Origin of the sequence: Actinorhabdospora filicis (assembly GCF_030269765.1) — a bacterium.
In the GTDB taxonomy this organism is placed as follows: domain Bacteria; phylum Actinomycetota; class Actinomycetes; order Mycobacteriales; family Micromonosporaceae; genus Actinorhabdospora; species Actinorhabdospora filicis.
In genome coordinates this window covers 16,356-40,054 of the sequence record NZ_BSTX01000002.1, presented here as the reverse complement: position 1 = coordinate 40,054, position 23,699 = coordinate 16,356, and the positions used below count along the sequence as shown (strand labels likewise).

Below are 23,699 nucleotides of genomic sequence, written 5' to 3'. Positions count from 1 at the left end.
GGAGCGGTTCAAGGGGTGGCGCTAGGGGTGTTTCCGGCGGAGCAGTCGGCGCACCTGCCCCAGTGCACGACCTCGGCCTCGTCGATGAGGAAGCCGTGGTCTCCACTGGCGACCAGGCACGGCGCGGCGCCGACGGCGCAGTCGATGTCGGCTATCCGGCCGCAGGACCGGCACACGGCGTGGTGGTGGTTGTCGCCGACCCGCGACTCGTAACGCGCCACGAAACCCGACGGCTGGATGCTGCGCAGCAGGCCCACGGCGGTGAGCGCGTGCAACGAGTCGTACACCGCCTGATGGGACACCGTCGGCAGCGATTCGCGCACGGCCCGGATGATCGACTCGGTGTCGGAGTGCGGCATCCGGTGCACCGCGGTCAGCACGGCCACCCTGGGTCGGGTGACTCTTAAAGCCGCCTCCCGCAGCATCGCCTCGAAGTCGTAGGTCTCGGCCACCCCGGAAGTCTCACGCATTTTCTTGAATGAGTCAAGACTAGCCGTCGTGGTGAGACTCTCACCCGTCCGTGTTACCCGGATAACACCGAAAAATCCCGGTTCCCGCCTGGGGAACCGGGATCCGGCCGCGCTCACGACTCAGGCCTTGACCTCCCGGAGGCGGCCGGTCTCGACCTCGTAGACGAAGCCGCGCACCTGGTCGGTGTGCGGGATGAACGGATCGGCCTTGATCCGCGCCACCGACTGGCGCACGTCCTCGTCGAGGTCGGCGAAGGCCTCGGCGGCCCACTCGGGCTTGAGGCCGGTCTCGCGCAGGATCGCGTCCTTGAACCCGTCGTCGGTGAAGGTGAGCATGCCGCAGTCGGTGTGGTGGATCAGGATGATCTCGCGCGTGCCGAGCAGCCGCTGGCTGATCGCCAGGCTCCGCCGCTCGTCGGCGGTGACGACGCCGCCGGCGTTGCGGATGACGTGGGCGTCACCCTCGGCCAGCCCGAGCAGGCCGTAGGGGTTGAGGCGGGCGTCCATGCAGGCCAGGACCGCCACGCCCTTGGCGGGCGGCAGCGGCAGCGCGCCCTTGTCGAACGCGGCGGCGTAGCGCTCGGCGTTGGCGAGGAGTTCGTCGGTGACGCTCATGCTGGGGCTCCTTCGTCGGGGTTTCCAGTATTTCCGACTAAACCGATAGGTTCAATAGGCTAAGTGCGTCTAGACTTCGCCGGATGTGCGTCGCCGCCGGTCCCGCCGAACTCACCGACACCATCGTCTACGTGGGCCGCGCCGCGCACCCCGAACACGGCTCCGTCGAAGTCCTCGGCTACCAGAACACCGCCGCCAGCCGCGCCGACGGCCCCAACGCCATGCTGCTGCACCTGCCCGCGGCCGCGCCCATGAGCGGTGCGAACTTCCTCCACGTGGGCCGCCACACCGACCTGCTCACCCGCATGGCCGACGCCATCCCCGCCCCCGTCGCCGCCGGCGGCATGGACTGGATGGACGGCGAAGCGGCCGTCACCGTCTTCGAGCACGACGTCTACACCGTCGTCCTCGCCGCCGACGCCACCGCGATCCCCGCCGCGCTCGGCGGCGTCCCCGAACACCGCCGGCCCACGGTGTCCCCCGAGCTCATCGCCTTCTACGCCACGACCTTCCCCCGGCACACCATCGCCCTGTGCTGCTTCGACAACGCCGACGCCGAACGGGCCCGCCCACTGCTGCTCTGGTACGAGCCGCTGGACCCCGCCGTCCTCACCGTGCCCGCCCTCGACTCCCACACCGGCGGCGTCCCCGAGCCCGGCGCGCCCGTCGAGCGCGGCCACACCCTCGTGTTCGGCGCCGACGACGTCCCCGGCTCCATCCACATCGGACACCCGCCCGGCCTGGACCGCGCGCTGCGCCCGTTCCTGCCCGAGAGCGTCACCGGCCTGGGCGTCATCGGCGAGGGCCCCAACGGCGACTTCGCGCTGCCGTTGACCGACCTGCGGGCCGGGCGGCTGGAGGGATTGCGGGTGGTCTGAGGCGGTGGCGGACGTGTGCTTCCATGTCCGGCATGCCCCGTGCCCGCGAAGCAGAAGACCTCGCCGCCCGTGCCCTCGACTGGCTCCTGCGCCACGCGCGTGAGACCGAAACCGGCCCGCAGTGGCCGCACGTGCCCTCCGGCGAGGAGACCTACCGCTACCTGTACCACGGCAGCCTCGGCGTGATCGCCGCCCTCGTGGAGGGCCACCGTCACTTCGGGGACGACCGTTACGCCGAGGCCGCCCTGCGCGGCACCCGCGCCACGATCGCCCTGTACGAAGGCGCCGACGACTGCACCCTCCAGAACGGCCTGTCCGGCTTCGCCTACGTGATGCGCGGCGTCGGGCGCCACCTCGGCGACGCCGAGGCCGCCGCCGCCTCCAAACGCGCTCTGGAGAGCATCCGCGAGCGGTTCGACGGCACCGGCTGGTTGTGGGCCGGGCGCCGGTTCTTCGAGCTGTTCTACGGCAACGCCGGGACCGCCCTGGCGGCCCTGGCCTGCGAGGACGTCGACCTGGCGGTGACCGCCGTGGAGCCCTTCCTCGCCTACGACCTGGCCGAGGAACCCGATCCCGAGCCGACCCTGCGCTACATGCACCAGGCGACCGGGAAGCCGCACCACATCGGGCACGGCACCCTCGGCGCCGCCTACGCCCTCATCGCCACCGGCCACGCCTCCGGCCGCACCGACCTCGTCGACCACGGCCTCACCGGCGTCCACGACGTCATCGGGCGCAACGAGGGCGGCGAGGACGACTTCCTCGTCACCTTCATGACCCCGCCCAACGATCCCAAGCCGCCGTTCCGCTACGGCTGGTGCAACGGCGTGGCCGGGGACGCGCAGGTCTTCCGCCTGCTGGCCGGGCTCACCGGCGACCCCACCTGGTCGTCCTATGTGGACCGCTGCTGGCACTCCATCACCACGTCGGGCCTACCGGCGCGGCTCCACCCCGGGTTCTGGGACAACAGCGGCCGCTGCTGCGGCACCGCCGGGGTCCTCGCCCTGGCCTGCGACCGGATGGCCGAGACCGGCGAGGGCGGCGACTTCGCCGAGGTCCTGCTGGCCGACATGGCCGCGCGCGCCACCGTCGACGACGAGGGCGCGCGCTGGTCCCATCACGATCACACCGACGGCACCGACCTGGAGCCGCAGCTGGGCTGGGCGCACGGCAACGCCGGGATCGTCCCCGAACTGCTCCGCTACGCCCGGCTGGCCACCGGACGCGAGGGCGACTACGCCATTCGCGTCCCGCACCAGCCCGCGGCTCAGGCCTCCGGCCAGGCCACGTCGGTCTCGACCGGCAGCGCGTAGTCCACGCCGTCGACGGCGAAGCCGTAGAGGCGGTGCACCTGGTCCAGGAACCACGCGGCCTCGGCGGCGGGCACCTCGCCCGCCGTCACGGCGCCGTCCCAGGCGGCGCGGACGGCGTCCTGCACACCGGGGGCGAACTCCCAGTCGTCCACGCGGATCCGGCCCAGCTCGTCGGTGGCCAGCTCGGCGCCGCCCAGCAGGTGCGCCCACATGCGCGAGGCCTGGCGGGCCGGTGACTGCATGCCCTCGCCGAGGACGCCGCGCAGCAGCGACACGTACAGCCCGATCCCCGGGATCGCCGTGGACGCCTGGGTGACGGCGGCGCCGTTCACCGAGACCACGGCCCGGCCGCCGACACCGGCCAGCGCCGAGGCCGTGAGCCGGGCCGCGGTGGCCTCCAGGTCGTCCTTGGCGGCGCCGATGGTGCCGTGGCGGTAGATGGGCGCGGTCAGCTCCGAGCCCAGGTAGGACAGCGCGACGGTGCTCGCGCCCTCGGCCAGCAGCCCGCGCGAGGCGGCCTCGGCCACCCACAGCGCCCAGTCCTCGCCGCCCATGACCTTGGTGGTCGCGGCGATCTCGTCGCCGGTGGCGGGGGCGATCTCCACGCGCCGCAGCGCGGGGCGCTCGGCGTCGAAGTCCATCAGGTAGGTGCCGTGCGCCTCGCCGCGCGGCTTGATGACCGAGGCGAAGGTCGCCCCGTCGTGGTCGGTGCGGCGGGGCGCGGCCACACTGTACACCAGGTGGTCGATCTGCCCGAAGCGCTCGGCGAAGCGGTCGAGGACGGCGGCCTTGGTCCCGGCGGAGAAGCAGTCGCCGTTGACGAACTCGAAGGCGGTCCCGCGCTCGCGCGCCAGGTCGGCGGTGGCGGCCACCCGGTACCAGCCGGGCGAGGCGGTGCGGCGGGCGTTCCCGGGCCGCTCCAGCGCCAGGCCCATGCCGGTGACGCCGGGCCCGGCGATCCCGGCGGCGGTCAGCGCCGAGCCGTACCCGGCGCTGCACCCGATGATGAGGACGCGCGGAGCGCGGCCGGGCGTGGGCCCGTCCCAGGTCTCGGCGGCGGCCTCTTCGACCGTCCGGCGGCACCCCCCGGGATGGGAGTCCAGGAGGAGTGCGCCCTTGCCCCGGGCGGTCACGACGGTCGCGGCCACGGTGTTCTCCGATCGATCGGCGGTGCGAGCCGCGATCGTAACCCCGGGCGTGAGGAGGGCCGCGCGCCCCGTGGAGCGCGCGGCCCGGTGTCGCGGCCTACTGGAAGACGTGCGCCAGCGGGGTCGCCGGGCCGTTCCCGTTGTCCTTGACGATGTGCACGACGCCGTGGTCGGCGGCGCCGGTGTGCGTGCTGTCCTGGGTCCAGACGTTCCACGTCTGACCCGCCTGAACGACGTGCGCGCCGGCCCCCGGCAGCGTCACGAGCTCCTGCGTCGACTCGTACCAGACCTGCGCGTCGACGTAGATGGTGGCGGTCCCGTCGCAGACGACGGTCCAGCCCGCCGACCGCGAGGGAAGGTCGAGCTGCGCGTACGTGGCGTTGCAGGTGACCGCGGCCTGAGCGGCGACGGGTGCGGACAGAAGGGCGGTCGTCGCGATGGCCGTCGCCCCGAAGGCCGCGGCGATACGACCGGCGGACAGAAGCGCCATGTTTTTCTCCCCTGCTCGTTTCCGAATGACTGCTCGATCTGACGCGCGCGCTTTGTCCAAAGTAGATCGTCACGCCGAGTTATTGAACAATCCTCAATGAAATTCGCTGTGAGCCGGGACACGTGTGTTTTCGCAGGTTGCGGGCGGGTTAAAAGCGGTGAACGGGGCATGGCGAGATGATGAAATCACCCCCGGCGGTCACGACACCGGCGCCCTCATCCCCCGTACAGCACCCGGAAACGGCTCGGGTCGACCGGATCCCGCTCGGCGACCTGGATCGGCGGCCACGCCCACTGCCACACCCCGACGCCCGGCACCCGCGCGAACCGGATCCGCCCGCGCGTGCCCGCCACGTCCACGCTCCCCCACCCCCGCGACAACCCGCCGGCGAGCGCCAGGACCGTGTCGTAGCCCTCGAAGGCCACGAAGGACGGCGCCTCGCCCAACTCCGCGCGAAGATCCCGCCCGACGCGCTCACCGAGGGCGGTGGGGCGTTCGGGCAGGTAGCGCAGGAACGGTATTCCCGCGCCGCCGGATCCCAGCCGCGCGAGCCAGCCGGCGAACTCCGGCTGCCCCGCCGGGGCGCCGATGAGCACACCGGACAGCCGCGCGTCGTCCCGGACCGCCTCCACGATCGACGCGGCCGTTTCCGGTGTGCCGATGAGCAGCAGGAGCGCCGTCGCGCCGTGCCGGAGGATCTCCTCGCCCACGGCTTGGGCGTCCACGGTGTCCAGTGCGATGAGGTCACCGCCGCGCGCGGCCAGCCGCTCCCGCAGAATCCGCGTCCCGGCCGCCCAGTACACGCTCTCCTGCGCCGCCACCGCGACCCGGCGGTGACCGGCGTCCAGCAGGAAGTCGGCATTGAGGCTCCACCCGCGCGACTGGGCCGGGGCCAGCCGCGCGACATGCTCCGCCGGGCCCTCGGTGAGCGCGTCCAGCACCGCCGAGGAGCACAGGAACGGCATCCCGAGCGCCTCGGCCCGCGCGGCGACGGCGCGGGCGACGACGCTGTGGTACTCCCCCACCAGCGCCGCGACCCCCAGTCCGGCCAGCTCATCGACCGCCGCCACGGCCCTCGCCGGATCGGCGGCGGTGTCGCGGACGGCGAGCTCGATCGCACGACCCTCCCGGCTCGCGTCACGGACGCCCAGTTCGAGCCCGGCGAGAAGATGGCGGCCCGCCTCGACCCAGCCGGGCGGGGAGAGCGGGACGAGCGCGCCGACGCGGAGCACGGCACCAGGCCGCGCGGGTGATGGCGAGGGGTTCATGCGGCTGACGCCTCCCGGGTGCGGATGCGGACCACGCGATCATGCCGGACGCCGGGCGGGGTGGGATCGGCCGTGCGGGAGGGAAATGCGCGGCCGGAGGGGTGGGGTGGCCTGCGCGAGCCATCTGGTGCATGCCGTGCCGCCGTGGCGGGTGGTCACGCGGGATCCCCGCCGCTACGACGCCGATGTACGCCCCGCGAGCCCATGGATCCGCGCCACGCCACCGGCGATCACGGCGGCTCCCCGCCGAGGCGCGGGCCACGCGTGGGGACGCACCCTCGGCCGTCACCCGCTCGTTCCGCCGCCACCGGACGGGCCCGGCCCGCCGAGGCCGAAAGGTGACCACGACGCCGCCGCGAAGGCGGCGAGGCCCGCCAGAGCGCTCCCAGCCGCCGGTACGGGCGGACCTGCGGCACGAGCCCATGGATCCGCGCCATGCCACCGCCGAGTGGTCACGCGGGTCCCCGCCGAGACGCGAACCGCGCGTGGGCGGCGCCCTTCGGCCCTCAGCCGCTCGTCCCGCCGCCACCGGCCGCCGGTACCCGGCCCCCGGAAATCGAGCGCTGACGCAAGCGGCGAAGCCCGCCCGAGGCGGCGTCCACCGCTCCCGGCCATCCCCTCGCCCACACAGGGGTACCCGGCCGGCGGAGGCCGAAGCGGAGAGCCGGTGGCGGTGGCTTCCTCATCGTGCTCATCCTCATCGGCGGCGGCGGTGCCGTGGCGATACGGGTGGCCGCCCGGTGGTCCTCCGGCCCTGGCACCGGCACTGTCGCCGTGTTCTATCCCGGTGCCTCACCACCACCCGCGCCGCGACTCTACATAACTCTCCATTATCGACGTTGATGCCAACCGAGCCGCCATCCCCACCACCCACTCACCCGGCGCATCCCCGCCGCGCGCCTACCCCCGTCCCAGCACGTGCCCCAGCGCTCCCGCGAGCCTCGGCCACCGGAACCGGTGCCCCACCTCCCGCAGCCTCCCCGGCACCACCCGCTGCCCGGCCATGGCGAACTCGCGCGCGCCCTCCTCCCCCAGCAGCAACGCGGGCGCGAAGCCGGGGACGGGCAGCCGCGCCCGGCGGCCGAGCACCGCCGCCAGCACGCACGAGTACTCCGCGTTGCGCAGGGCATCGGTGACGCCGTTGACCGGCCCGCTGAGCCGCTCGTCGACGAGGGCGCGCAGGTACACGTCGGCGATGTCGTCGATGCCGATCCACGACGTCCACTGCCGCCCGTCGCCGATGCGCCCGCCGAGCCCGGCGGCGAACAGCGGCCACAGCAGCCGCAGCGCGCCGCCGCGGGGGCTCTGGGCGATGCCGGTCCGGATGCACACGACGCGCGTCCCGGCCTCGGCGGCGGGCGCGGTGGCGTCCTCCCACTCCCCCACCAGGCCGGCGAGGAAGCCCTCGCCGCGCGGGCTCGACTCGTCCAGGATCTCGTCGCCCCGGTCGGGCCCGTAGAAGCCGACGGCCGAGGCCGAGACGAACACCGGCACGCCCGCGTGCCCGGCGAGCGCGGCGAGCCGCCGGGTGGGTTCGACGCGGCTGTCGCGGACGGCGTTCTTGTGGGCCGCGGTGAAGCGCCCGGCGATGGGTGCTCCGGCGAGGTGGGCGACGGCGTCGACGCCGTCGAGGAGGTCGGCCGCGGGCGCGTCGGGGTCCCAGTGGCGTTCGCCGTGGCGGGGGCGTCCGCGCACGAGGCGGACGACGTGGTGCCCGCCGGTGGTGAGCAGCGCGGTGAGGGCGGTGCCGATGAGCCCGGAGGCGCCGGTCACGGCGATGGTGCGGGGTTCGGCGGCGAGGTGTGCGTGGGTGGCGAGGTCGTCGGCGAGCTGGCGGTGCCGGTAGCGGAACATCGGGCGCAGCACCCAGGCGGGGACGGGGGTGTCGACGGTGTCGGTCATGAGGGTGCGGCCGTCGCCGGTGTCGGCGAAGTCGTGGGTGTGCCGCCAGGGCAGGGGCGCGGCGAGTTCGTCGGTGAAGCGGGTGGGCGGGGTGTGGCCGGTGGGCACGTGGCGCGCGGTGACGCGGAATCCGGGCGGTACGCGCATCTGGGCGACGCCGTCGCGCAGGGACGCCGCCTCGCGCAGCACGGTGAGCGGCTGCCACGGCGGGGTGAGCCGGACGACCGCGCCGGGGCGGGTGTGCCAGGCGTAGACCTCGGCGATGGGTGCGTCGACGGTGGTGGTGTAGCGGATGCCCATCGCCCGAACCTATCGGCGCGGGCTATTCGCTGGACGCGATTCCGGGCGGCCGGCAGCGTGCTGCGCGTGTCATCTCCCGAGTCCGACAGAGCCGTGCCACCGCCCGCCGGTGGCTCGCCGTCGTTCTCGTCTGGAGTTCTGCTTCCCTGAGCCTCCCGGGCGGCGCCTTCGCGCCCTCCGCGCATTCCCGCGCGCGGGGTTTCCCGCCGGTCCCGGAGTCCTTCTGTGCCGTTCGCCGTTTTCCTGCTCGCCCTCGCCGTCTTCGCGCAGGGCACCTCTGAGTTCATGCTGTCCGGGCTGCTGCCCGAGCTGGCCGCCGATCTGGGGATACCGGTCCCCGCGGCGGGTGATCTGACCTCGGCCTTCGCGCTGGGGATGATCGCGGGCGCGCCGCTGATGGCGGTCCTGGCGCTGCGGATCTCGCGCCGGTTCGCCCTCACGCTGTTCCTGGCGGTCTTCGCCGCCGCGCACGTCGTGGGGGCGGTGACGGCGTCGTATCCGCTGCTGCTGGTCACGCGGGTGGTCGCGGCGGTCGCCGACGCGGGTTTCCTGGCGGTCGCGCTGGCCACCGCCGGTGCCCTGGTCGCCCCGGACGCCCGGGGCCGCGCCACGTCGGTACTGCTGGGCGGGGTGACGCTGGCGTGCGTGGCGGGCGTCCCGCTGGGCGCGGTCCTGGGCTCTCACCTGGGGTGGCGGTCGGTGTTCTGGGCGGTGGCGCTGCTGTGCCTGCCGCCCCTGGCCGCGATCCCGCTGACCGTCCCGGGTGGACGCTCCAGCGGTGCGGCGCCGTGGCGGCAGTTCACGGTGCTGGGGCGGGTCCGGCTGCTGCACGCGCTGCTGCTGGGCGCGCTGGTGAACGGGGCGACGTTCTGCGCCTTCACCTACCTGGCGGTGTTCGCCGAGGGCACCGGGGTCTGGGTCCCGGCGCTGCTGGCGCTGTTCGGGCTGGGCTCCTTCGCCGGAGTCGCTCTCAGCGCGCGCCTGTCGCGGCTGTGGCCGCTGCTGCCGGTCGGCTGGACGCTGCTGGCGCTCCTGGGCGGCGAGCCCGTCGCGCTGATCGCGCTGGTGCCGGTGACGGCCGCGCTGTCCTTCGGCGTCGGCGCCTCGCTGATCGCGCGCGTGATGTCGCTGACCGGGGACGCCCCGCTGCTCGGCGGGGCCCTGGCCACCGCCGCGCTGAACGTGGGCGCGGCCGCCGGGCCGTGGCTCGGCGGCCTCGCCCTCGGCGCGGGCGGCGGGCCGGTGTGGGTCAGCGCGGGGCTCGCCGCGGGCGCGGTGGTCGTGTGGGTCACGTATGGAACGCGCCGGGGTCGGCCATCTCGTTCCGGCGGTTCAGCAGGGGGACCAGGGCGAACCCCTTCGCGTCGGTGAGCCCGTGCTCCAGGGTGGGGAGGATGTTCCGCAGGCCCTTGCCGAGGCGTTCCTCCTCCGCCTGGATGCAGTCCAGCAGGGTCTGCGCCGAGTCGTTCATGGTGCCCAGGATCTCGGTGACGTTGTCGCCGCCGACCGTGGAGCCGCCGAACTCCGAGCCGGCGGTGGTGCCGACGCTGAACAGGCTGCCGAGGACGGTCAGGGCGAGCGCGGCCCCACCGCCGCTCCCGGCGATGGCGAGCACGGCGCCGACGACGGTGAAGCCGGTGGCGGCTCCCTTGCCGAAGAGCGGCTGCTCGCCCTCACCGAGGGCCTTGATGGCGTCGAGGGTCTGGGTGCCGAGGGTGAGGATGTCGTTGCGGGTGCGGGTGATGATCTCGCGGACCCCGCGCAGGGCGAGGATCATCACCTGGATCACCTGGAGCTGGTTGTCCCTGATGACGTCGAAGGGCGCGAGGAAGTTGTCCTTGAAGGCGTCGGCTCCGGCGCCCCGCCAGTCCTTGAGGTCGACTTCGAGGGCGTCGACCTTGCCCATCAGGCCGGAGCTGAGCTGGAAGTTGAGGCGCTGGAGCCCATCGATGAGCGGGTCGACGTCCTCGGGTCTGCGGTCGATGAAGTAGCCGAACATGGTGGGGATCTTGCGGAAGTACGCCTCCCAGAAGGGGTCCTGGAAGTCGGCGGAGAAGGCCCAGGCGCCGGTCTCGACCTTCAGCCGGAAGCGGGCCGCCTCGACGATCGCGTACGCGACATCCATCACCTCGCCGTTAGTTGGCATGGCCGTTGCCTTTCGTCACTGGTCTTTGGGCGGGTAGGGCTTGTCGGGTCCGGAGATCGGCACCTGTGGCCAGGCCGGGTAGGTGAAGTCCGGGTCGCTGATCTGCTCGACGATGTAGGCGTCGAGTTCGCGGGCGGCGTTGGCGTCGGTCGCCTTGTAATGCTCGGTGAGGCCGCGCAGGATGGCCGCGGCGTCGTAGAGGTTCTGCGCGGTCCCGGCGATGGCCTGGTGGAGGACGCGCCGGACGTCCTCGAAGGGCTGGTAGACCCGCTGGAGGGTCTTGGCGTCGGCGACCCGCCGGGAGATCGCGAAGTGGCTCTGCTCGGGTGTGCCGCCGGGCACCGAGGTGTCCGACATCCGGGAGGTGATGGCGTCCTGGCCTTCGCGGCCGACCTCCCACAGGGTTCCGGTTGCCCCGGCGTAGGCGTCGGCCACCAGGGGCAGGGACACCGTTCCGGCCCGCCACAGGTATTGCAGGTCGGCGGCGAAGGCCTTCTCGTCGCTCACATTTCCCTCCAGTACTTCGGGATGTACACCGCCGCGTGCGCCCGCACCACTTCCTCCGAGAACCGCGCCAGCGCGGCGTTGACCGCTCCGGCGATCTCCCCGGCAAGTTCGGGCCGCGCGCGGCGCAGCAGCGCGCCGGGACGGATGCCGACCTGGACGCGGTCCGGGCCGCCCCAGCCGACCTTGACCTCGCCGCCCGGCGATGCCACGGTGAAGGCGAGGGCCTCGACGCGGGATTCGAACTCGGCCTTCATCCGCGTCCTCGGCGTCTCCGGTCCGGTGCCCGGCTCTTCGGAGATGCCCAGGCGGGCGCGGCGGGTCTTGTGGAACGCCCGGACCGCCGCCGACAGTGCCGCGCGGGTCTGCTCGGCGAGGGCGGTCTCGGTGTGGGTGCGGGTGATGGGCCCGTGCAGTTCCACCTCGGCGGGGCCGCCCAGGGCGAGGCGGACGCGGACGGAACCGTCCGGCGATTGGGAGGCGACGGTGAACCCATCGCCGTCTGATGTGGACATACCGCGACTCTCACGGTCTGGCCGTGTTCGCACCTTGCCGCTACCTTGTTCACCTGCACTCGACGAGGAAGGCGGCGGCCATGGCGCGTTTCTCCCTGCTGGGACCGGTGGAGGCCGTCCATGATGGACAGTCGCGGCCGATCAGGTCGGTACCCCGGCGGGCGCTGCTGGCGATCCTGCTGCTGGCCGAGCGGCGTCCGGTGCCCGCCGACCGCCTGATCGACCGGCTGTGGGGCGCCGAGCCGCCGCGCCGGGCGCGCGACGACCTGTACGGGTACCTCTCGCGGCTGCGGGCCGAGCTGGCCGGGATCGCCGACCTGCGCAGGGAACCGGCCGGGTACCTGCTGGACGCCGAACCGTCCACGGTGGACGTGCACGCGTTCCGCGCGGGCGTCGCCGCCGCGCGCGACGCCGAGGGGGACGAGGCCGCCGACGCGCTGTTCGGCCGGGCCCTGGGACTCTGGCGCGGGGAGGCGTTCGCGGGCCTGCGATCGGCGTGGCTGGACGGGATCCGCACCCGCCTGGCCGGTGAGCGCGAGGCCGCCGAGCTCGACCATCACGACGTCCGGCTGCGCCTGGGACGCCACGGCGAGCTGGTGCCGGGCCTGTCGGCGCTGGCGCGCGAGCGGCCCCTGGACGAGCGGGTCGCCGGGCAGCTGGTGCTGGCGCTGCACCGCTCCGGGCGCTCGGCCGACGCCCTCGACCACTATGGACGGTTGCGGCGGCGGCTGAACGCCGAGTTCGGCAACGAGCCCGGACCCGCCTTGCAGGAGCTGCACCGGCTGATCCTGGCCGCCACCGGCGAGGCGCGGGTCGCGGTGGCCGGGCCCGCCACGGCGACGGCCATCCGGCAGCTCCCGGCGGCCCCGAGGCTGTTCCGGGGCCGCGTGGACACCCTGCGCGACCTGGACGCCGCCGCGCGCGGCGGGCTGGCCGTGGTCTGCGGGCCGGGCGGCATCGGCAAGACGTGGCTGGCCCTGCGCTGGGCGCACGAGCACGCCGGGCGCTTCGGCGACGGGCAGCTGCACGTCGACCTGCGCGGCTTCGACCCCGTGGAGGAACCCGTCCCGCCCGCCGACGCGCTGCACCTGCTGCTGACCTCCCTGGGCACGGCACCGGCGGCGATCCCGGCGGGCGTGGACGCGCGCTCGGCGCTGCTGCGCGACCGCCTCGCCGGGCGCTCGTTCCTGCTGCTGCTGGACAACGCCCGCGACAGCGGCCAGGTCACCCCGCTGCTGCCCGGCTCGGGTCCCTCTGCGGTCGTGGTCACCTCACGCGGCGAACTGCCGAGCCTGGCGGTCTCGCACGGGGCGGTCGCGGTGCCGCTGGCGCCCATGGACCGCCGCGACGCCCGCGAGATCCTGCTCGCCCACATCGGCCCCGGCCGCGCCGACGCCGAACCGGAGGCCCTCGCCGAGATCCTCGACCACTGCGCCGGACTGCCCCTCGCGCTGGGCATCCTCGCCGCCCGCGCGGCGGCCGGCCCCCGCGCGCCGCTATCGGCCTACGCCGCCGAGATCGCCGCCGACTCCCTCGGCGCCCTCGACGCCGGCGAGACCGGCGCGAACCTGCGCGCGGTGCTCGCCACGTCCCTGCGCCGCCTCGACCCCGGCCCCGCCGAGGCCTTCGTCCACTTCGGGCTCGCGCCCGGCCCCGACCTCGGCCTCCCCGCCGCCGCCTCGCTCCTGGGCGTCCCGCTCGCCGAGGCCCGCGGACGCATGGCCGCCCTCGTCCGCACCGGCCTGCTGCGCGAATCGGCGCCCGGACGCCACGCCGCCCACGACCTCACCCGCGCCCACGCCGCCGAACTCGCCGCCCGGCTCGACCCCGCCGCCCGGCTCGCGGCCGTCCGCAGGCTCGCCGAGTACGCGCTGCACGGCGCGATCGCCGCCGAGCGCCTGCTGTCCCCGGGACGCGCACCGATCACCGTCGACCCGCCCGGCGAGGGCGTGCTCACCGCGCCGGTCACCGACGCGATGGCCTGGCTGGGCACCGAACGCGAGACCATCACCGGGCTCATCACCCTCACCGCCGCCTCCGGCATGGACGGCCTGGCCTGGCGGCTCACCTGGGGCCTGGCCACCTTCTTCGCCCGCGCCGGGGTCCGCGAGGCTGAACTAGCCGTCATCGCCACCGGCGTGGCCGCCGCCGAGCGCAGCGGCGAGACCGCCGGGCTGCTGCGCCTGCTGCACGGCCTGGGGCTGCTGCACCGCGAGGCCCGCCGCTTCGACGCGGCCGAGGCCGTGCTGTCCCGGGGCCTGGAACTGGCCGGGGACACCGGCGACGACCTCGGCGTGGCCTACTTCCACCTCGCCCTGTGCGCCTGCCACGGCGACCGCGAGGCGCCGCTCCCGGCGATCGCGCACGCCACCGAGGCCGCCGCCATCTTCGCCCGCGCCGGCAACGGCACCGGGCACGGCGCCGCCCTCAACCTCATCGCCTGGCACGAGATCCTCGCCGGACGGGCCGCCACCGCCGCCGGGCACGCCCGCGAGGCCGTGGACGTGTGCCGCGCGGCCGGGGCGCGCCGCAACGAGGGCAGCGCGCTGGACACCCTCGGCCGCGCCCTCCACGTCCTCGGCCGCCACACCGAGGCCGCCGCCACTCTCACCGAGGCGTGCGCGATCCTGCGCGACGTGGGCGTCCAGAGCAGCCTCGGCCTGGCCCTGGACCACCTCAGCGACGCCCACCTCGCCCTCGGCCGGCGCGGACCCGCCCGCGCCGCCCTCACCGAGGCGCTGGAGCGCTACACCGAGCAGGGCATGGCCGAGGCCGAGGGGGCGCGCCGCCGCCTGGCGCTCATGACCTGAACAGCAGCTCCGCCAGCACCGCGTACCCCTCGCCGCCGTGCCCGGCGGCGACCGCGCGATCGGCCAGATCCTTGATGTGCCGCGGGATCCCGGCGTCCAGCCCGAGCGCGCCGGTCTCGTGGACCAGGTGGTCCATGGCCGCCAGGTGGGTGTTGAGGGACGCGTCGTCGTCGGGGTAGCTGCGCTCGTCGACCTGCCCGGCGTACCCGGCGAACCAGCTCGCCACCGTCCCCACGCCGCGCTCGGCGATCGCGGCGAAGTCGGCGGCGGGCACGCCCGCCGCCCGCGCCAGGGCCGCGCCGTGCAGGAACCCGTTCAGCATGCTCCACATGAGACCCAGCAGGGCCACGTCGTGGACCGAGGCCAGGCCGTGGTCGGCACCGAGGTGGACGGGCGTCCCGAGGGCCCCGAAGACCGCCTCGTGGGCGGCGTAGGCCTCCGCCGGGCCGCTGAACAGGATCTGCGCCGAGGGATCGCCGATGGCGGCCGGGACGGTCAGGATCGCGCCGTCCAGGTAGACCGCGCCGAGCTCCCCGGCCCACACGGCCGCCTCGCGCGCGCCCTCGGAGGTGCCCGAGCTGAGGTTGACCAGCACGCGGCCGTCCACATCGGCGCCCGCCAGGGCCGCCCGGACGGCGTCGTAGTCGCTGAGACAGACGATGACCAGCGGGCTCGCGGCGACGGCCCGCGCGGCGGTGGACGCCACCGTCGCGCCATCGGCGGCGAGCGCGGCGGCCTTGCCCGGCGTGCGGTTCCACACCGTCGTGGGATGCCCGGCGCGGACCAGGGCGGCGGCCAGCGCGGCGCCCATGCGCCCGAGGCCCAGCACGGTCACCGGGGTGGTCGTGGGAGTGCTCATGATCGGCTCCTTCTGCCCGAGGGGAATACCTCGCCGATCATGGGCCTTCACACCGGTATGAAGGTCAAGCCGGAGAACCGCGCGTGCTGATCGGGGAACTGAGCCGACGCACCGGGGTCAACCCCCACCAGTTGCGCTATTACGAGGCCCAGGGCCTGCTCACGCCCGTGCGCGGCGCCAACGGCTACCGCGAGTACGGCGAGGACACCGTGACGGTCGTCTCCCAGATCCGCAGCCTGCTGGCCGCCGGTCTGTCGACCGAGGACATCGAGTACCTGCTGCCGTGCGCCAGCGGCACCGGCCCGGACCTGGAGCCCTGCGACGACCTCATCGACGCGCTGCGCACGCGCATGCGCGTCCTGGACGAGCGCCTGGAGTCGCTGAACCGCTCCCGCGAGGCCCTCGGCGGCTACCTCAGCGAGACCGAGAAACGCGCCGAGGTGCGCGGCCCGTACCGCTAGACCGCACCGGCCGCGCGAGCGCGCGACCGGTCCGCGGGTCGGTGAGACCGGGCCGTTTCGCTCCTGGTGAGGGCCACCGCGGCGCCGCCGCGGCGGCCCTCGTATCCCGCCAGGAGCGGTGATTCGGCCGTTTCACCCGGGGGATGGTGACGGACTGTACTACCCCGGCGCACTTCGCGCCATAGAGGCGGTCTTGCACCCCTTGTCACCGGGCTAGAAGACCACGCGCGCCACCACCGGCAGGTGATCACTGCCGGTGGCCGGCAGCGCGCGGATCGCCGGGACCTTCCCGCCCCGGGCCAGGACCTGGTCGATGCGCGCCACCGGCGAGGAGGCCGGCCAGCTGAAGGTGAAGTCCTCCGGCGGCGCGTTCAGCTGCCGGGTCACCGGGCGCAGGCCCCGGTCGGCGGTGGTCGCGTTCAGGTCGCCCAGCAGGATCAGCCGGTGGACGGGCTCGGCGGTGAGCAGCGGCCCCAGCTTGGCCGCGCCCTCGTCCCGCGGGCCCGAGCCGAAGCCGGTGAGCCCGAGCCGCAGCGACGGCAGGTGCGCGACGTACACCGCGACCGGCCCGAGGCCGGGCACCGCGGCGGTGGCGCGCAGGGCGCGCTGCCAGCCGTCGCCGATCGCCTCGGGCTTGATGTCGAGGGGACGGACGTCGGTCAGCGGGTACCGCGACCACAGCGCCACCGTGCCCGAGACCGCGCGGTAGGGCAGTTCCGGGTCCAGGACTCCGGAGTAGGCCGGCAGCGCCTCGGGCAGGACCTCCTCCAGCGCCACCAGGTCCGGCCCGGCGGCCAGCAGCGCCCGCGCCGTCCCTTGTGGATCGGGGTTCTCGTCGCTCGCGTTGTGCTGGACGGCGACGATGCCGCCGGTGCCGTCGCCGGGCTTGAAGGCGGCGGCGAAGACCACCGACCACACCCCGGCGAGCGCGACGACGGCCAGCAGCGCAGTGGTCGAGCGGCGCAGTAGCGCGGCCAGGAGCAGGACGGGGACGGCGAGCCCGAGCCAGGGGCGGAAGGTCTCGACGAGGCTGCCGAGGTGCGGTCCGGCGTTGGGGACGATGCCGGGGATCGCGATCATCAGGGCGAAGAGTTCGGCGAGACCGGCGAGGAGGAGCCCGCGGGTCCACCGGGACCGTCCACGTCGGTCGATCCCCCACCGAGCTGCGGGCCGCGCATCCGTCATCGCTCGGTTCTACCTTCCGGTAACCGGATCCGGCGATGTGATCCACCTCACTGAGGACTGTGACCTGTGTGGACGCCCGTTTCCGGGCGCGCTCAACCGGTTCACCGGTGATCGTTTCTGCGGCACACTGAGCCGGTGCCCCTCGAAGCCCTCGGACTCACCCCGGACGAGGCGCGGATGTACGCGGCCGCCGCGCCGCGTCGCGCCGTCACCGTGGCCGATCTCGCCCAGCTGACCGGTCTCGGCCCGCAGCGCGCCCGCGAGGTCGCCGACGCCCTCACCGAGCGGGGGCTGTTCTCGCCCGGCGGGGATGACATCGTTGTCGCGGCTCCCCCCGACATCGCCGGTGAGGCGTTGCTGCTGCGCCGGTACGAGGAGCTGAACCGGGCGCGGGCCGAGCTGGCCGCGCTCACCGAGGCGTTCCGGGAGCGTCCGGGGGCCTCGGTCGGGGAATTCATGGAGCTGATGCCGGGCCCGGCGGTCGGGCGGCGGTGGGCGCAGATCCAGAGCTCGGCGCGGGCGGAGGTGGTGATCGTGGACGCGCCCCCGTACGCCGGTGAGGCGCCGCCGTACACCGGTGGCCCGCCGCCGAATCCGACGCAGATCGAGCGGCTGTCCTCGCGGGTGGCCTACCGGACGGTGTACTGCCGCCGGGGGCTGGAGATGTACGGCGGTTTCGAGCGGGCGCGGGCGTACGTTGCCGCCGGTGAGCAGGCGCGGGTCCTGGACCACGTGGGCCCGAAGTTCGCCATCGTGGACGGCCGGTACGGGATGGTGCCGCTGTACCACGAGCTGCCCGCCCGCAACGGCGGCGCGCTGCTGATCCACCGCTCGCCGCTGCTGGAGGCGCTCTCGGCGCATTTCGAGATGCTGTGGATGTGCGCGCTGCCGCTGGACACCGAGCGGGAGAGCGCGCTGTCCATCGAGGACCGCGGGCTGCTGACGCTGCTGCTGTCGGGGCTCACCGATGACGCGATCTGCCGTCAGCTCGGCGTGGCGCGGCGGACGGTGGTGCGGCGGGTGCGCGCGCTGATGGACCTGGCGGGCGCGGCGACGCGGATGCAGCTGGGCTGGCAGGCGGCCCAGCTGGGCTGGGTGACGGCACCGTGGCGGGCCGACGGGATGCGCCGCACCGACATCCCGGCGCGCGCCAAGGGCGAGTGACCCACATGCGCCAGTGGCGCATGTGGGCCAGCGCAAGTCATTGATCACCGCCGGGGGTCTCGGGAGGATCTGCGCTACATCCCCTGAGCACGAAGGGACACGCTCATGCGTTCCGTACCGAAAGGGCGCGCGCGGCTGACCGCCGGCGCGGTGGCGGCCGCCACCGCGTTCGCCTTACTCGCGTCCGCGCCACCGGCCTCGGCCGACCCGGCGTCCCCCGTCCCGGCCACCGTCCCCACTCCACTGGCCACGACCGTCACGCTCATCACCGGCGACACCGTGACGGTGTCCACTCTCGACGGCCGCACCTCCGTCTCGGCGGCGGCCCGCTCGGGTTCCGGTTCCTTCCAGACCCGCACGGCCCCCGACGGCGACGTCTACGTGTACCCCGCGGCCGCGCTGCCCGCCGTGGCGTCGGGGCTGCTCGACAGAGAACTGTTCAACGTGACCGTGCTGGCCGCCTCCGGCTACGACGACGCCTCGCGGTCCACGCTGCCGGTCATCGTGGAGTACGCCGGTGGCGCCGCCACCCTGGCGGCGGAGCCCGCGCTGCCCGCCACGGCCTCGGCGGCGGCGATCCCGGCGCTGCACGCCACCGGGGTCGGCGTCGACAAGAACGCCGCCGCCGACTTCTTCGCCGCCCTCGGCGGTGGCGGAGCGCAGAGGACCCTCGCGGCCAACCGGATCGAAAAGGTCTGGCTGGACGCGCGCGTCCGGATCGCCCTTGAGGACAGCGTCCCGCAGATCGGCGCGCCCGGGGCGTGGGCCGCCGGTCACGACGGGACGGGCGTCAAGGTCGCCGTGCTGGACACCGGCGCCGACCTCGGCCACCCCGACCTGGCCGGCCGCGTGGCCGACTCGCGCAGCTTCGTGCCGGGCGAGGAGGTCCGCGACGGGCACGGGCACGGCACCCACGTGGCCGCCACGATCGCCGGATCCGGCGCTGGCTCGCAGGGCAGGCGCAAGGGCGTCGCGCCCGGCGCGTCCCTGATGGTCGGCAAGGTCCTCGACAACGGCGGCTCCGGGCAGGCGTCGTGGATCCTGAACGGCATGGCCTGGGCGGCCCAGTCGGGCGCGTCGGTGGTGTCGATGAGCCTCGGCGGCGACACCGACACCCCCGACGACATCCTGTCCGACGCGGTCGACGAGCTGAGCGCCCAGTACGGCTCGCTGTTCGTGATCGCGGCCGGGAACTCCGGCCCGGCCAGTCCCACGATCGGCTCGCCCGGCACCGCCGACAGCGCGCTGACCGTCGGCGCGGTCAGCAAGACCGACACCCTGGCGAACTTCTCCGGGCGCGGTCCCCGCGTCGGCGACAACGGACTGAAGCCGGAGATCACCGCGCCGGGCGTCGGCATCATCGCCGCCCGCGCCACCGGGACGACGATGGGCACGCCCGTCGACGACCTGTACACCTCCGCCAACGGCACCTCCATGGCCACCCCGCACGTGGCCGGCGCGGCGGTGATCATGAAGCAGATCCACCCCGACTTCACCCCAGCGCAGCTGAAGGACGCCCTGGTCAGCACCGCGAAGAACCTGCCCGGCTACACCGCCTACCAGCAGGGTTCGGGCCGGGTGGACCTGGCCAACGGCGGCACCGCGACCGTCTTCGCCTCCGCCAAGGCCGACTTCGGCACCGTCAGCCCCGTCGAGGGCGGCGCGCCCAAGCAGACCCGCGAGGTCGCCTACACCAACCTCGGCGCCTCCGACGTGACGCTGTCGCTGGCGATGGACCTCGGCCGCGGCACCGCGCCCGCCGACGGCGAGGCCGCGCTCTCGGCGTCCACGCTCACCGTCCCCGCCAAGGGTTCGGCGTCGGTCACGGTGACCGTCGACCCGATGCTCGGCGAGTTCGGCGAGCACTCCGGCTACCTGAGCGCCACCGCGTCCGGCGTCGCCCTGACCACGGCGGTCGGTTACGTCCGCAAGCTGCCGGAGGTCCCCGTCGCGATCAAGGGCGTGGACCGGCTGGGCGCCTCCCCGTTCAACATGACCGTGCAGCTGTTCAACGTGGACTCCGGCGAGTGGGTCTACCGCAGCGGCATGGCCGGTGTGGGCACCGGCAGCGACACCTACACCACGACCGTCCCCAAGGGCCGGTACACGGTGCAGGCGGTGCTGAACACCACCGACTGGGCGGCCGGTTCCGATGTGGCCGCCGACTTCTACTCGGCGGCCGAGATCACCGTCGGCGGGCCGCTGTCGCTGACCGTGGACGCCCGCGCGGCCGTGCCGCTCAAGGCCGGTGTCTCGGGCACCGGGCGCGACCTGGTGCGCACGTGGGTGTCGACGTCGCTGACGCGCGTCCGCGGCGACGGCGCCCAGGTCGCGGTGGGCACGATGGGGCCGGTCGGTGACACCGAGGCCGCGCAGGGCGTCCTGCGCGGGCCGGGCACCGCCGCCGACGGCGCCGTCCAGCTCAGCCACGACGCGGGTTACGCCGACCCGGTGCTGACCGCATCCGTCGGCGGCGAGCGCCTCGACGTGCTGGTCCCGTCCCTCGGGCCGCGCCGCGACGCGAAGCTGTCGCTGCGGGCGGTGGACACCGGCGCCGGTGAGGACGCCGACTTCGCCAAGGTGGACGTGAAGGGCAAGCTCGCGATCATCCGCAGCGACGCCGGTTTCGTCGGCGCGTACGCGCGCCGCGCGGCGGCGGCGGGCGCGGCGGCGGTCCTGTTCACCCGCGCCACTCCCGGCAAGACCTACATCTACACCGGTGGCGACCTGCCCGCCATGGCCGTCCCGTTCGAGCAGGGGCAGCGGCTGCTGGCGCGTGTCGCCTCGCGCAAGACCACCGTGGACGTGTCGATGCGCAAGGAGAGCCGCTACACCTACCTGGTCCCGGCCGGGTGGCGCGGCAAGGCCATGCCGTCGGATCCCACATTCACCGCCCCGGCGCGCAAGTTCGCCGAGGTCCGCGCCGCCTACCACGCCGACGGCGCCTACCGCCTGGACAGCGAGACGATGTACTCGTGGCAGGCGTGGCAGACCACGGCCTACCGTTCGCTGCCCTACGTCCTGTCGCCGTCGGTGCGTTCGGAGTACGTGTACGCGCCCGGCATGAAGTACCGGCACGAGGTCCGCGCGGGTGAGCCGTGGCTGCGGATGACCGGCGCGCTCAAGACCTACCGCGAGCGCGAACGCGACGACGAGTCGTGGTTCGGCGCGCCGCTGCACCCGGGCGCGGTGGACGTGCCGTGCGGGTTCTGCCGCACCGACAAGGCGTGGGCCTTCGGGATCACCCCCTACGGCGACTCCGATCCCGGCCACGCCGGTGACTACGGGGTGTCGGCGGCCTCGGCGAAGCTGTTCCGCGACGGCGTCCAGGTCGGCACGGGCGACTTCCTCGTCCCCGGCACCGCCGACTACCGCGTGGAGTACACCACCGACCGGGCCACCAGCCCCGGCGCGACCTACGGCACGAAGGTGAGCACCGCCTGGTCGTTCCGCTCGACGGCGCCCACCGGCGTGGAGGGCGAGGAGTGCGGGAAGTTCGCGCCGGAGCAGAAGTGCGGCGTCCTGCCGGTCATCCTGACCGGCTACGACCTGCCGCTGAACCTGCTCAACCAGGCCCGCGCGGGCCGCGGCATGGAGTTCGATCTGCGCACGTTCCGTCCCGCCGGCTACACCGGGTCCTCGCGCATCACCGGGGCGAAGGTGTCGGTGTCCTACGACGACGGCGCGACCTGGCGCGCGGCCGACGTGGACCGCGGGCGCGACGGCGTCCACGAGGTGGAGTACGAGCACCCGCGCCTGTCGGCGACCAACGGGTACGTGTCCCTGCGGGTGGAGGTCTGGGACGGGTCGGGTAACCGGACCGTGCAGACGATCATCCGGGCCTACGCGCTGGTGTAGGCGGAGGTGAGAGGGGCGGTCCGGTGACGGGCCGCCCCTTTTCGCGCTGGGCGGGGTCGGCGCGGCCCGGGTGGTCTCACGCGGTCCCGGGGACGGTGGGAGCGAATCCCCCGATCTCCCGCGCCAGGGGAGCCGAGAGGCGCAGCAGGTCCCGGACGAACGCGGCGCGGCCGACGCCGAGGGCGCGCAGGGCGGGGCCGTGGTCGAAGGCCACGACCAGCGCCGCTCCCGCGAGGAGCCCGCGCCAGCCGGATGTCACCGCGCGGCGGGCCACAGGGGACAGCCCGGCGAAGCCTTCGCGCAGGCGGCGGCAGTGGAAGGGGACGTGGCGTTCCTCATCCGCCAGGATGCGCCCGGCCACCTCCGAGGCCAGCGTGTCGCCACAGCCGTCGCGCAGGGCCCGGTAGTAGCGCAGGGCCACCACCTCGGCGACCATCAGGACGAGGAGTTCCAGGCGGAGCCCGAGAAACCGGCGCAGCCGCACGAACACCGCGTCGCTCCAGTGCCCGGTGATCGTGCCGGTCCCGGCCGCCGCGAGCAGCAGGGCCAGCATCCGGGCGTGGTTCTGCTCCTCGGCGACGAAGAGCCCGACCGCCTCGGCGTAGCCGGGATCCCCGGCGCGCCGGGCCTTGGCCTTGAGTTGGGCGCCGTCGCCGCTTTCACCGACCTGGAAGCGCTGGATGCTGCGGATCAGGGCCCCGGGCAGCCGGGCGCCCCGGGTCCAGTCGGGATCGCCGCGGGCGGCACGGCGCTCCCGCGCGGTGGTGAAGTCGGCGATCCAGTCCGCGTACCCGCTCGCGTTCTCGGCCATGGCCACGACGCTAGGCCGGGCATGTACGGACGGGGTGAGGACGACGTGAGGGTTGTGTCAAGACTCCCCCCGCTTGCGCTCCCCCGGTCCCTCCTCTAAGTTATGCGCCGTAACTAAGGAGAGGCTTACCTATGAAGTCCGGCGGTCGCGCCCCCAGCTTCACCCTCGCCGACGTCATCGCCGCCGGTGTCGGCATGGGACTGTCCGATCTCACCGTCCAGGCCGTCGCCGACGCGCTCGGGGTGACCACCGCCGCGATCTACCGGCACGTCACCGGGCGCGCCGAGCTGGAGACGCTCGTCGGGGAGGCCGTCTTCGCCGACCTGGACCTGCCCGACGCGGCCGGGGACGACGCCGCCGCGCAGCTGGTCGCCTTCGGTGTGAGCCTGCGCGAGTTCACCCTCGCGCGACCGGGTTCGGCCGCCTACTTGCAGCGCCTGTTCCCGCGCGGCCCGTCGGGCGTGCGGTTGCTGGAGGCGCAGATCCGCGCGCTGGGACGGCGGGGGTACTCGCCCGCCGCGGCGACCGCGCTGAGCTCGGGGGTCGCCACGGTCGCGCTCGGCGCGGTCATCGCCGAGGAGGAACGCTCCCGTGTGGACGCCGACGCCGCCCGGGCCGCGTTCGAGGCGATGGCCGCCTCGCCGCTGGTGCGCGAGGCCGTCGCGGGCCTGCCGGAGCACACCCCCGGCGACTACTTCCTGCTGCTGATCACCGCGACGGCCACCGGCCTGGTCGCGCTCCTGCCGCCCGGCGCGGCGATCACTCCACCAACGACGACCGGCATCGAGAGGAGCGCCTGATGGCGCGGGGATACGCGGGCGCCATGGCCAGGGTGTACGGAGCCGTGGAGCACACCGTCACCGTCGCGGCCGTCGAGGACCTCACGCCGCACTACCGGCGCATCACCTTCGACGCGCCCGAGCTGTTCACCGGCGAGCCCTTCGAGCCCGCCGCGTGGGTGCGGCTGTGAGCGCCGGACCCGGACCGGCCCGGCCGGGAGCA

21 protein-coding genes are annotated in these 23,699 nt (G+C 74.3%); 9 read left to right on the top strand and 12 right to left on the bottom strand.

Annotation, left to right across the window (positions count from 1 at the left end):
• Window positions 1-8: 8 nt before the first annotated feature.
• Both QSK10_RS12940 and QSK10_RS12935 read right to left on the bottom strand, forming a co-directional pair.
• Window positions 9-470 carry a Fur family transcriptional regulator gene (locus tag QSK10_RS12940; RefSeq protein WP_285663006.1) on the bottom strand — a complete coding sequence of 154 codons (462 nt, stop codon included), beginning with the start codon at window positions 468-470 and terminating at the stop codon, window positions 9-11.
• Window positions 471-590: 120 nt separating this feature from the next.
• Window positions 591-1,085 (bottom strand): beta-class carbonic anhydrase, encoded by a 495-nt coding sequence (locus tag QSK10_RS12935; protein ID WP_285663005.1) that lies wholly within the window; start codon window positions 1,083-1,085, stop codon window positions 591-593.
• An 83-nt stretch (window positions 1,086-1,168) separates the two neighbouring features.
• Here QSK10_RS12935 and QSK10_RS12930 point away from each other — a divergent pair, with 83 nt between their 5' ends.
• Window positions 1,169-1,963 carry a hypothetical protein gene (locus QSK10_RS12930; protein WP_285663004.1) on the top strand — a complete coding sequence of 265 codons (795 nt, stop codon included), beginning with the start codon at window positions 1,169-1,171 and terminating at the stop codon, window positions 1,961-1,963.
• A gap of 32 nt (window positions 1,964-1,995) precedes the next feature.
• The gene (locus tag QSK10_RS12925; RefSeq protein ID WP_285663003.1) at window positions 1,996-3,276 is read left to right on the top strand and encodes a lanthionine synthetase LanC family protein; all 1,281 of its coding nucleotides are present in this window, start codon (window positions 1,996-1,998) and stop codon (window positions 3,274-3,276) included.
• Here the strand turns inward: QSK10_RS12925 and QSK10_RS12920 are convergent.
• From QSK10_RS12920 to QSK10_RS12905, 4 genes are all read right to left on the bottom strand, one after another.
• Window positions 3,231-4,424: a hypothetical protein gene (locus tag QSK10_RS12920; RefSeq protein ID WP_285663002.1), complete on the bottom strand. Its 1,194-nt coding sequence runs from the start codon at window positions 4,422-4,424 to the stop codon at window positions 3,231-3,233. The two genes, QSK10_RS12925 and QSK10_RS12920, sit on opposite strands and share 46 nt — an antisense overlap.
• 97 nt (window positions 4,425-4,521) lie before the next feature.
• Complete coding sequence (locus QSK10_RS12915) at window positions 4,522-4,914, bottom strand: hypothetical protein (RefSeq protein WP_285663001.1); 393 nt, start codon at window positions 4,912-4,914, stop codon at window positions 4,522-4,524.
• A 215-nt stretch (window positions 4,915-5,129) separates the two neighbouring features.
• Entirely contained in the window at window positions 5,130-6,146 is a 1,017-nt protein-coding gene (locus QSK10_RS12910) for an ABC transporter substrate-binding protein (RefSeq protein WP_285663000.1), read from the bottom strand.
• A 936-nt stretch (window positions 6,147-7,082) separates the two neighbouring features.
• The gene (locus QSK10_RS12905; RefSeq protein WP_285662999.1) at window positions 7,083-8,384 is read right to left on the bottom strand and encodes a TIGR01777 family oxidoreductase; all 1,302 of its coding nucleotides are present in this window, start codon (window positions 8,382-8,384) and stop codon (window positions 7,083-7,085) included.
• 225 nt (window positions 8,385-8,609) lie between these two features.
• On the opposite strand from QSK10_RS12905, the gene QSK10_RS12900 reads away from it, so the two are divergent.
• The gene (locus QSK10_RS12900) at window positions 8,610-9,755 is read left to right on the top strand and encodes a Cmx/CmrA family chloramphenicol efflux MFS transporter (RefSeq protein ID WP_285662998.1); all 1,146 of its coding nucleotides are present in this window, start codon (window positions 8,610-8,612) and stop codon (window positions 9,753-9,755) included.
• Here the strand turns inward: QSK10_RS12900 and QSK10_RS12895 are convergent.
• Genes QSK10_RS12895 through QSK10_RS12885 form a run of 3 tightly spaced genes read right to left on the bottom strand, consistent with a single transcriptional unit; the run spans window position 9,673 to window position 11,549 of the window.
• Window positions 9,673-10,509, bottom strand: coding sequence for a hypothetical protein (locus QSK10_RS12895; protein WP_285662997.1), 837 nt, complete (start codon window positions 10,507-10,509; stop codon window positions 9,673-9,675). The genes QSK10_RS12900 and QSK10_RS12895 overlap by 83 nt on opposite strands.
• 36 nt (window positions 10,510-10,545) lie before the next feature.
• Window positions 10,546-11,037 carry a hypothetical protein gene (locus QSK10_RS12890; protein WP_285662996.1) on the bottom strand — a complete coding sequence of 164 codons (492 nt, stop codon included), beginning with the start codon at window positions 11,035-11,037 and terminating at the stop codon, window positions 10,546-10,548.
• The gene (locus tag QSK10_RS12885; protein WP_285662995.1) at window positions 11,034-11,549 is read right to left on the bottom strand and encodes a hypothetical protein; all 516 of its coding nucleotides are present in this window, start codon (window positions 11,547-11,549) and stop codon (window positions 11,034-11,036) included. Before QSK10_RS12885 ends, QSK10_RS12890 begins: the two co-directional genes overlap by 4 nt.
• 80 nt (window positions 11,550-11,629) lie before the next feature.
• On the opposite strand from QSK10_RS12885, the gene QSK10_RS12880 reads away from it, so the two are divergent.
• Window positions 11,630-14,359 (top strand): AfsR/SARP family transcriptional regulator, encoded by a 2,730-nt coding sequence (locus tag QSK10_RS12880; RefSeq protein WP_285662994.1) that lies wholly within the window; start codon window positions 11,630-11,632, stop codon window positions 14,357-14,359.
• Here the strand turns inward: QSK10_RS12880 and QSK10_RS12875 are convergent.
• Window positions 14,349-15,218, bottom strand: a complete 870-nt coding sequence (locus tag QSK10_RS12875) for an NAD(P)-dependent oxidoreductase (protein WP_285662993.1) — start codon at window positions 15,216-15,218, stop codon at window positions 14,349-14,351. The two genes, QSK10_RS12880 and QSK10_RS12875, sit on opposite strands and share 11 nt — an antisense overlap.
• A gap of 83 nt (window positions 15,219-15,301) precedes the next feature.
• Between QSK10_RS12875 and QSK10_RS12870 the strand changes: the two genes are divergently transcribed.
• On the top strand, window positions 15,302-15,679 hold the full coding sequence (locus QSK10_RS12870) for a MerR family transcriptional regulator (RefSeq protein ID WP_285662992.1): 378 nt from the start codon (window positions 15,302-15,304) through the stop codon (window positions 15,677-15,679).
• A 213-nt stretch (window positions 15,680-15,892) separates the two neighbouring features.
• Here the strand turns inward: QSK10_RS12870 and QSK10_RS12865 are convergent, their stop codons facing one another.
• Window positions 15,893-16,759, bottom strand: a complete 867-nt coding sequence (locus QSK10_RS12865; RefSeq protein WP_285662991.1) for an endonuclease/exonuclease/phosphatase family protein — start codon at window positions 16,757-16,759, stop codon at window positions 15,893-15,895.
• A 240-nt stretch (window positions 16,760-16,999) separates the two neighbouring features.
• Between QSK10_RS12865 and QSK10_RS12860 the strand changes: the two genes are divergently transcribed.
• Window positions 17,000-18,028, top strand: coding sequence for a TrmB family transcriptional regulator (locus QSK10_RS12860; RefSeq protein ID WP_285662990.1), 1,029 nt, complete (start codon window positions 17,000-17,002; stop codon window positions 18,026-18,028).
• A gap of 105 nt (window positions 18,029-18,133) precedes the next feature.
• Entirely contained in the window at window positions 18,134-21,886 is a 3,753-nt protein-coding gene (locus tag QSK10_RS12855) for a S8 family serine peptidase (RefSeq protein WP_285662989.1), read from the top strand.
• Between the two features lie 76 nt (window positions 21,887-21,962).
• On the opposite strand, the gene QSK10_RS12850 is transcribed toward QSK10_RS12855, so the two are convergent.
• Window positions 21,963-22,697 (bottom strand): hypothetical protein, encoded by a 735-nt coding sequence (locus QSK10_RS12850; RefSeq protein ID WP_285662988.1) that lies wholly within the window; start codon window positions 22,695-22,697, stop codon window positions 21,963-21,965.
• A 131-nt stretch (window positions 22,698-22,828) separates the two neighbouring features.
• On the opposite strand from QSK10_RS12850, the gene QSK10_RS12845 reads away from it, so the two are divergent.
• Complete coding sequence (locus tag QSK10_RS12845; protein ID WP_285662987.1) at window positions 22,829-23,497, top strand: TetR/AcrR family transcriptional regulator; 669 nt, start codon at window positions 22,829-22,831, stop codon at window positions 23,495-23,497.
• Entirely contained in the window at window positions 23,497-23,667 is a 171-nt protein-coding gene (locus tag QSK10_RS12840; protein ID WP_285662986.1) for an SIP domain-containing protein, read from the top strand. The genes QSK10_RS12845 and QSK10_RS12840 overlap by 1 nt, the downstream gene beginning before the upstream one ends.
• Window positions 23,668-23,699 lie beyond the last annotated feature (32 nt).

What these genes read in the sequence shown, in the direction of transcription:
- QSK10_RS12905 (WP_285662999.1), bottom strand. Translation starts at nt 8,384, where the DNA reads ATGGGCATCCGCTACACCACCACCGTCGACGCACCCATCGCCGAGGTC.
- QSK10_RS12915 (WP_285663001.1), bottom strand. Translation starts at nt 4,914, where the DNA reads ATGGCGCTTCTGTCCGCCGGTCGTATCGCCGCGGCCTTCGGGGCGACG.
- QSK10_RS12940 (WP_285663006.1), bottom strand. Translation starts at nt 470, where the DNA reads ATGCGTGAGACTTCCGGGGTGGCCGAGACCTACGACTTCGAGGCGATG.
- QSK10_RS12885 (WP_285662995.1), bottom strand. Translation starts at nt 11,549, where the DNA reads ATGTCCACATCAGACGGCGATGGGTTCACCGTCGCCTCCCAATCGCCG.
- QSK10_RS12880 (WP_285662994.1), top strand. Translation starts at nt 11,630, where the DNA reads ATGGCGCGTTTCTCCCTGCTGGGACCGGTGGAGGCCGTCCATGATGGA.
- QSK10_RS12895 (WP_285662997.1), bottom strand. Translation starts at nt 10,509, where the DNA reads ATGGATGTCGCGTACGCGATCGTCGAGGCGGCCCGCTTCCGGCTGAAG.
- QSK10_RS12935 (WP_285663005.1), bottom strand. Translation starts at nt 1,085, where the DNA reads ATGAGCGTCACCGACGAACTCCTCGCCAACGCCGAGCGCTACGCCGCC.
- QSK10_RS12845 (WP_285662987.1), top strand. Translation starts at nt 22,829, where the DNA reads ATGAAGTCCGGCGGTCGCGCCCCCAGCTTCACCCTCGCCGACGTCATC.
- QSK10_RS12865 (WP_285662991.1), bottom strand. Translation starts at nt 16,759, where the DNA reads ATGATCGCGATCCCCGGCATCGTCCCCAACGCCGGACCGCACCTCGGC.
- QSK10_RS12855 (WP_285662989.1), top strand. Translation starts at nt 18,134, where the DNA reads ATGCGTTCCGTACCGAAAGGGCGCGCGCGGCTGACCGCCGGCGCGGTG.
- QSK10_RS12925 (WP_285663003.1), top strand. Translation starts at nt 1,996, where the DNA reads ATGCCCCGTGCCCGCGAAGCAGAAGACCTCGCCGCCCGTGCCCTCGAC.
- QSK10_RS12875 (WP_285662993.1), bottom strand. Translation starts at nt 15,218, where the DNA reads ATGAGCACTCCCACGACCACCCCGGTGACCGTGCTGGGCCTCGGGCGC.
- QSK10_RS12850 (WP_285662988.1), bottom strand. Translation starts at nt 22,697, where the DNA reads ATGGCCGAGAACGCGAGCGGGTACGCGGACTGGATCGCCGACTTCACC.
- QSK10_RS12840 (WP_285662986.1), top strand. Translation starts at nt 23,497, where the DNA reads ATGGCGCGGGGATACGCGGGCGCCATGGCCAGGGTGTACGGAGCCGTG.
- QSK10_RS12930 (WP_285663004.1), top strand. Translation starts at nt 1,169, where the DNA reads ATGTGCGTCGCCGCCGGTCCCGCCGAACTCACCGACACCATCGTCTAC.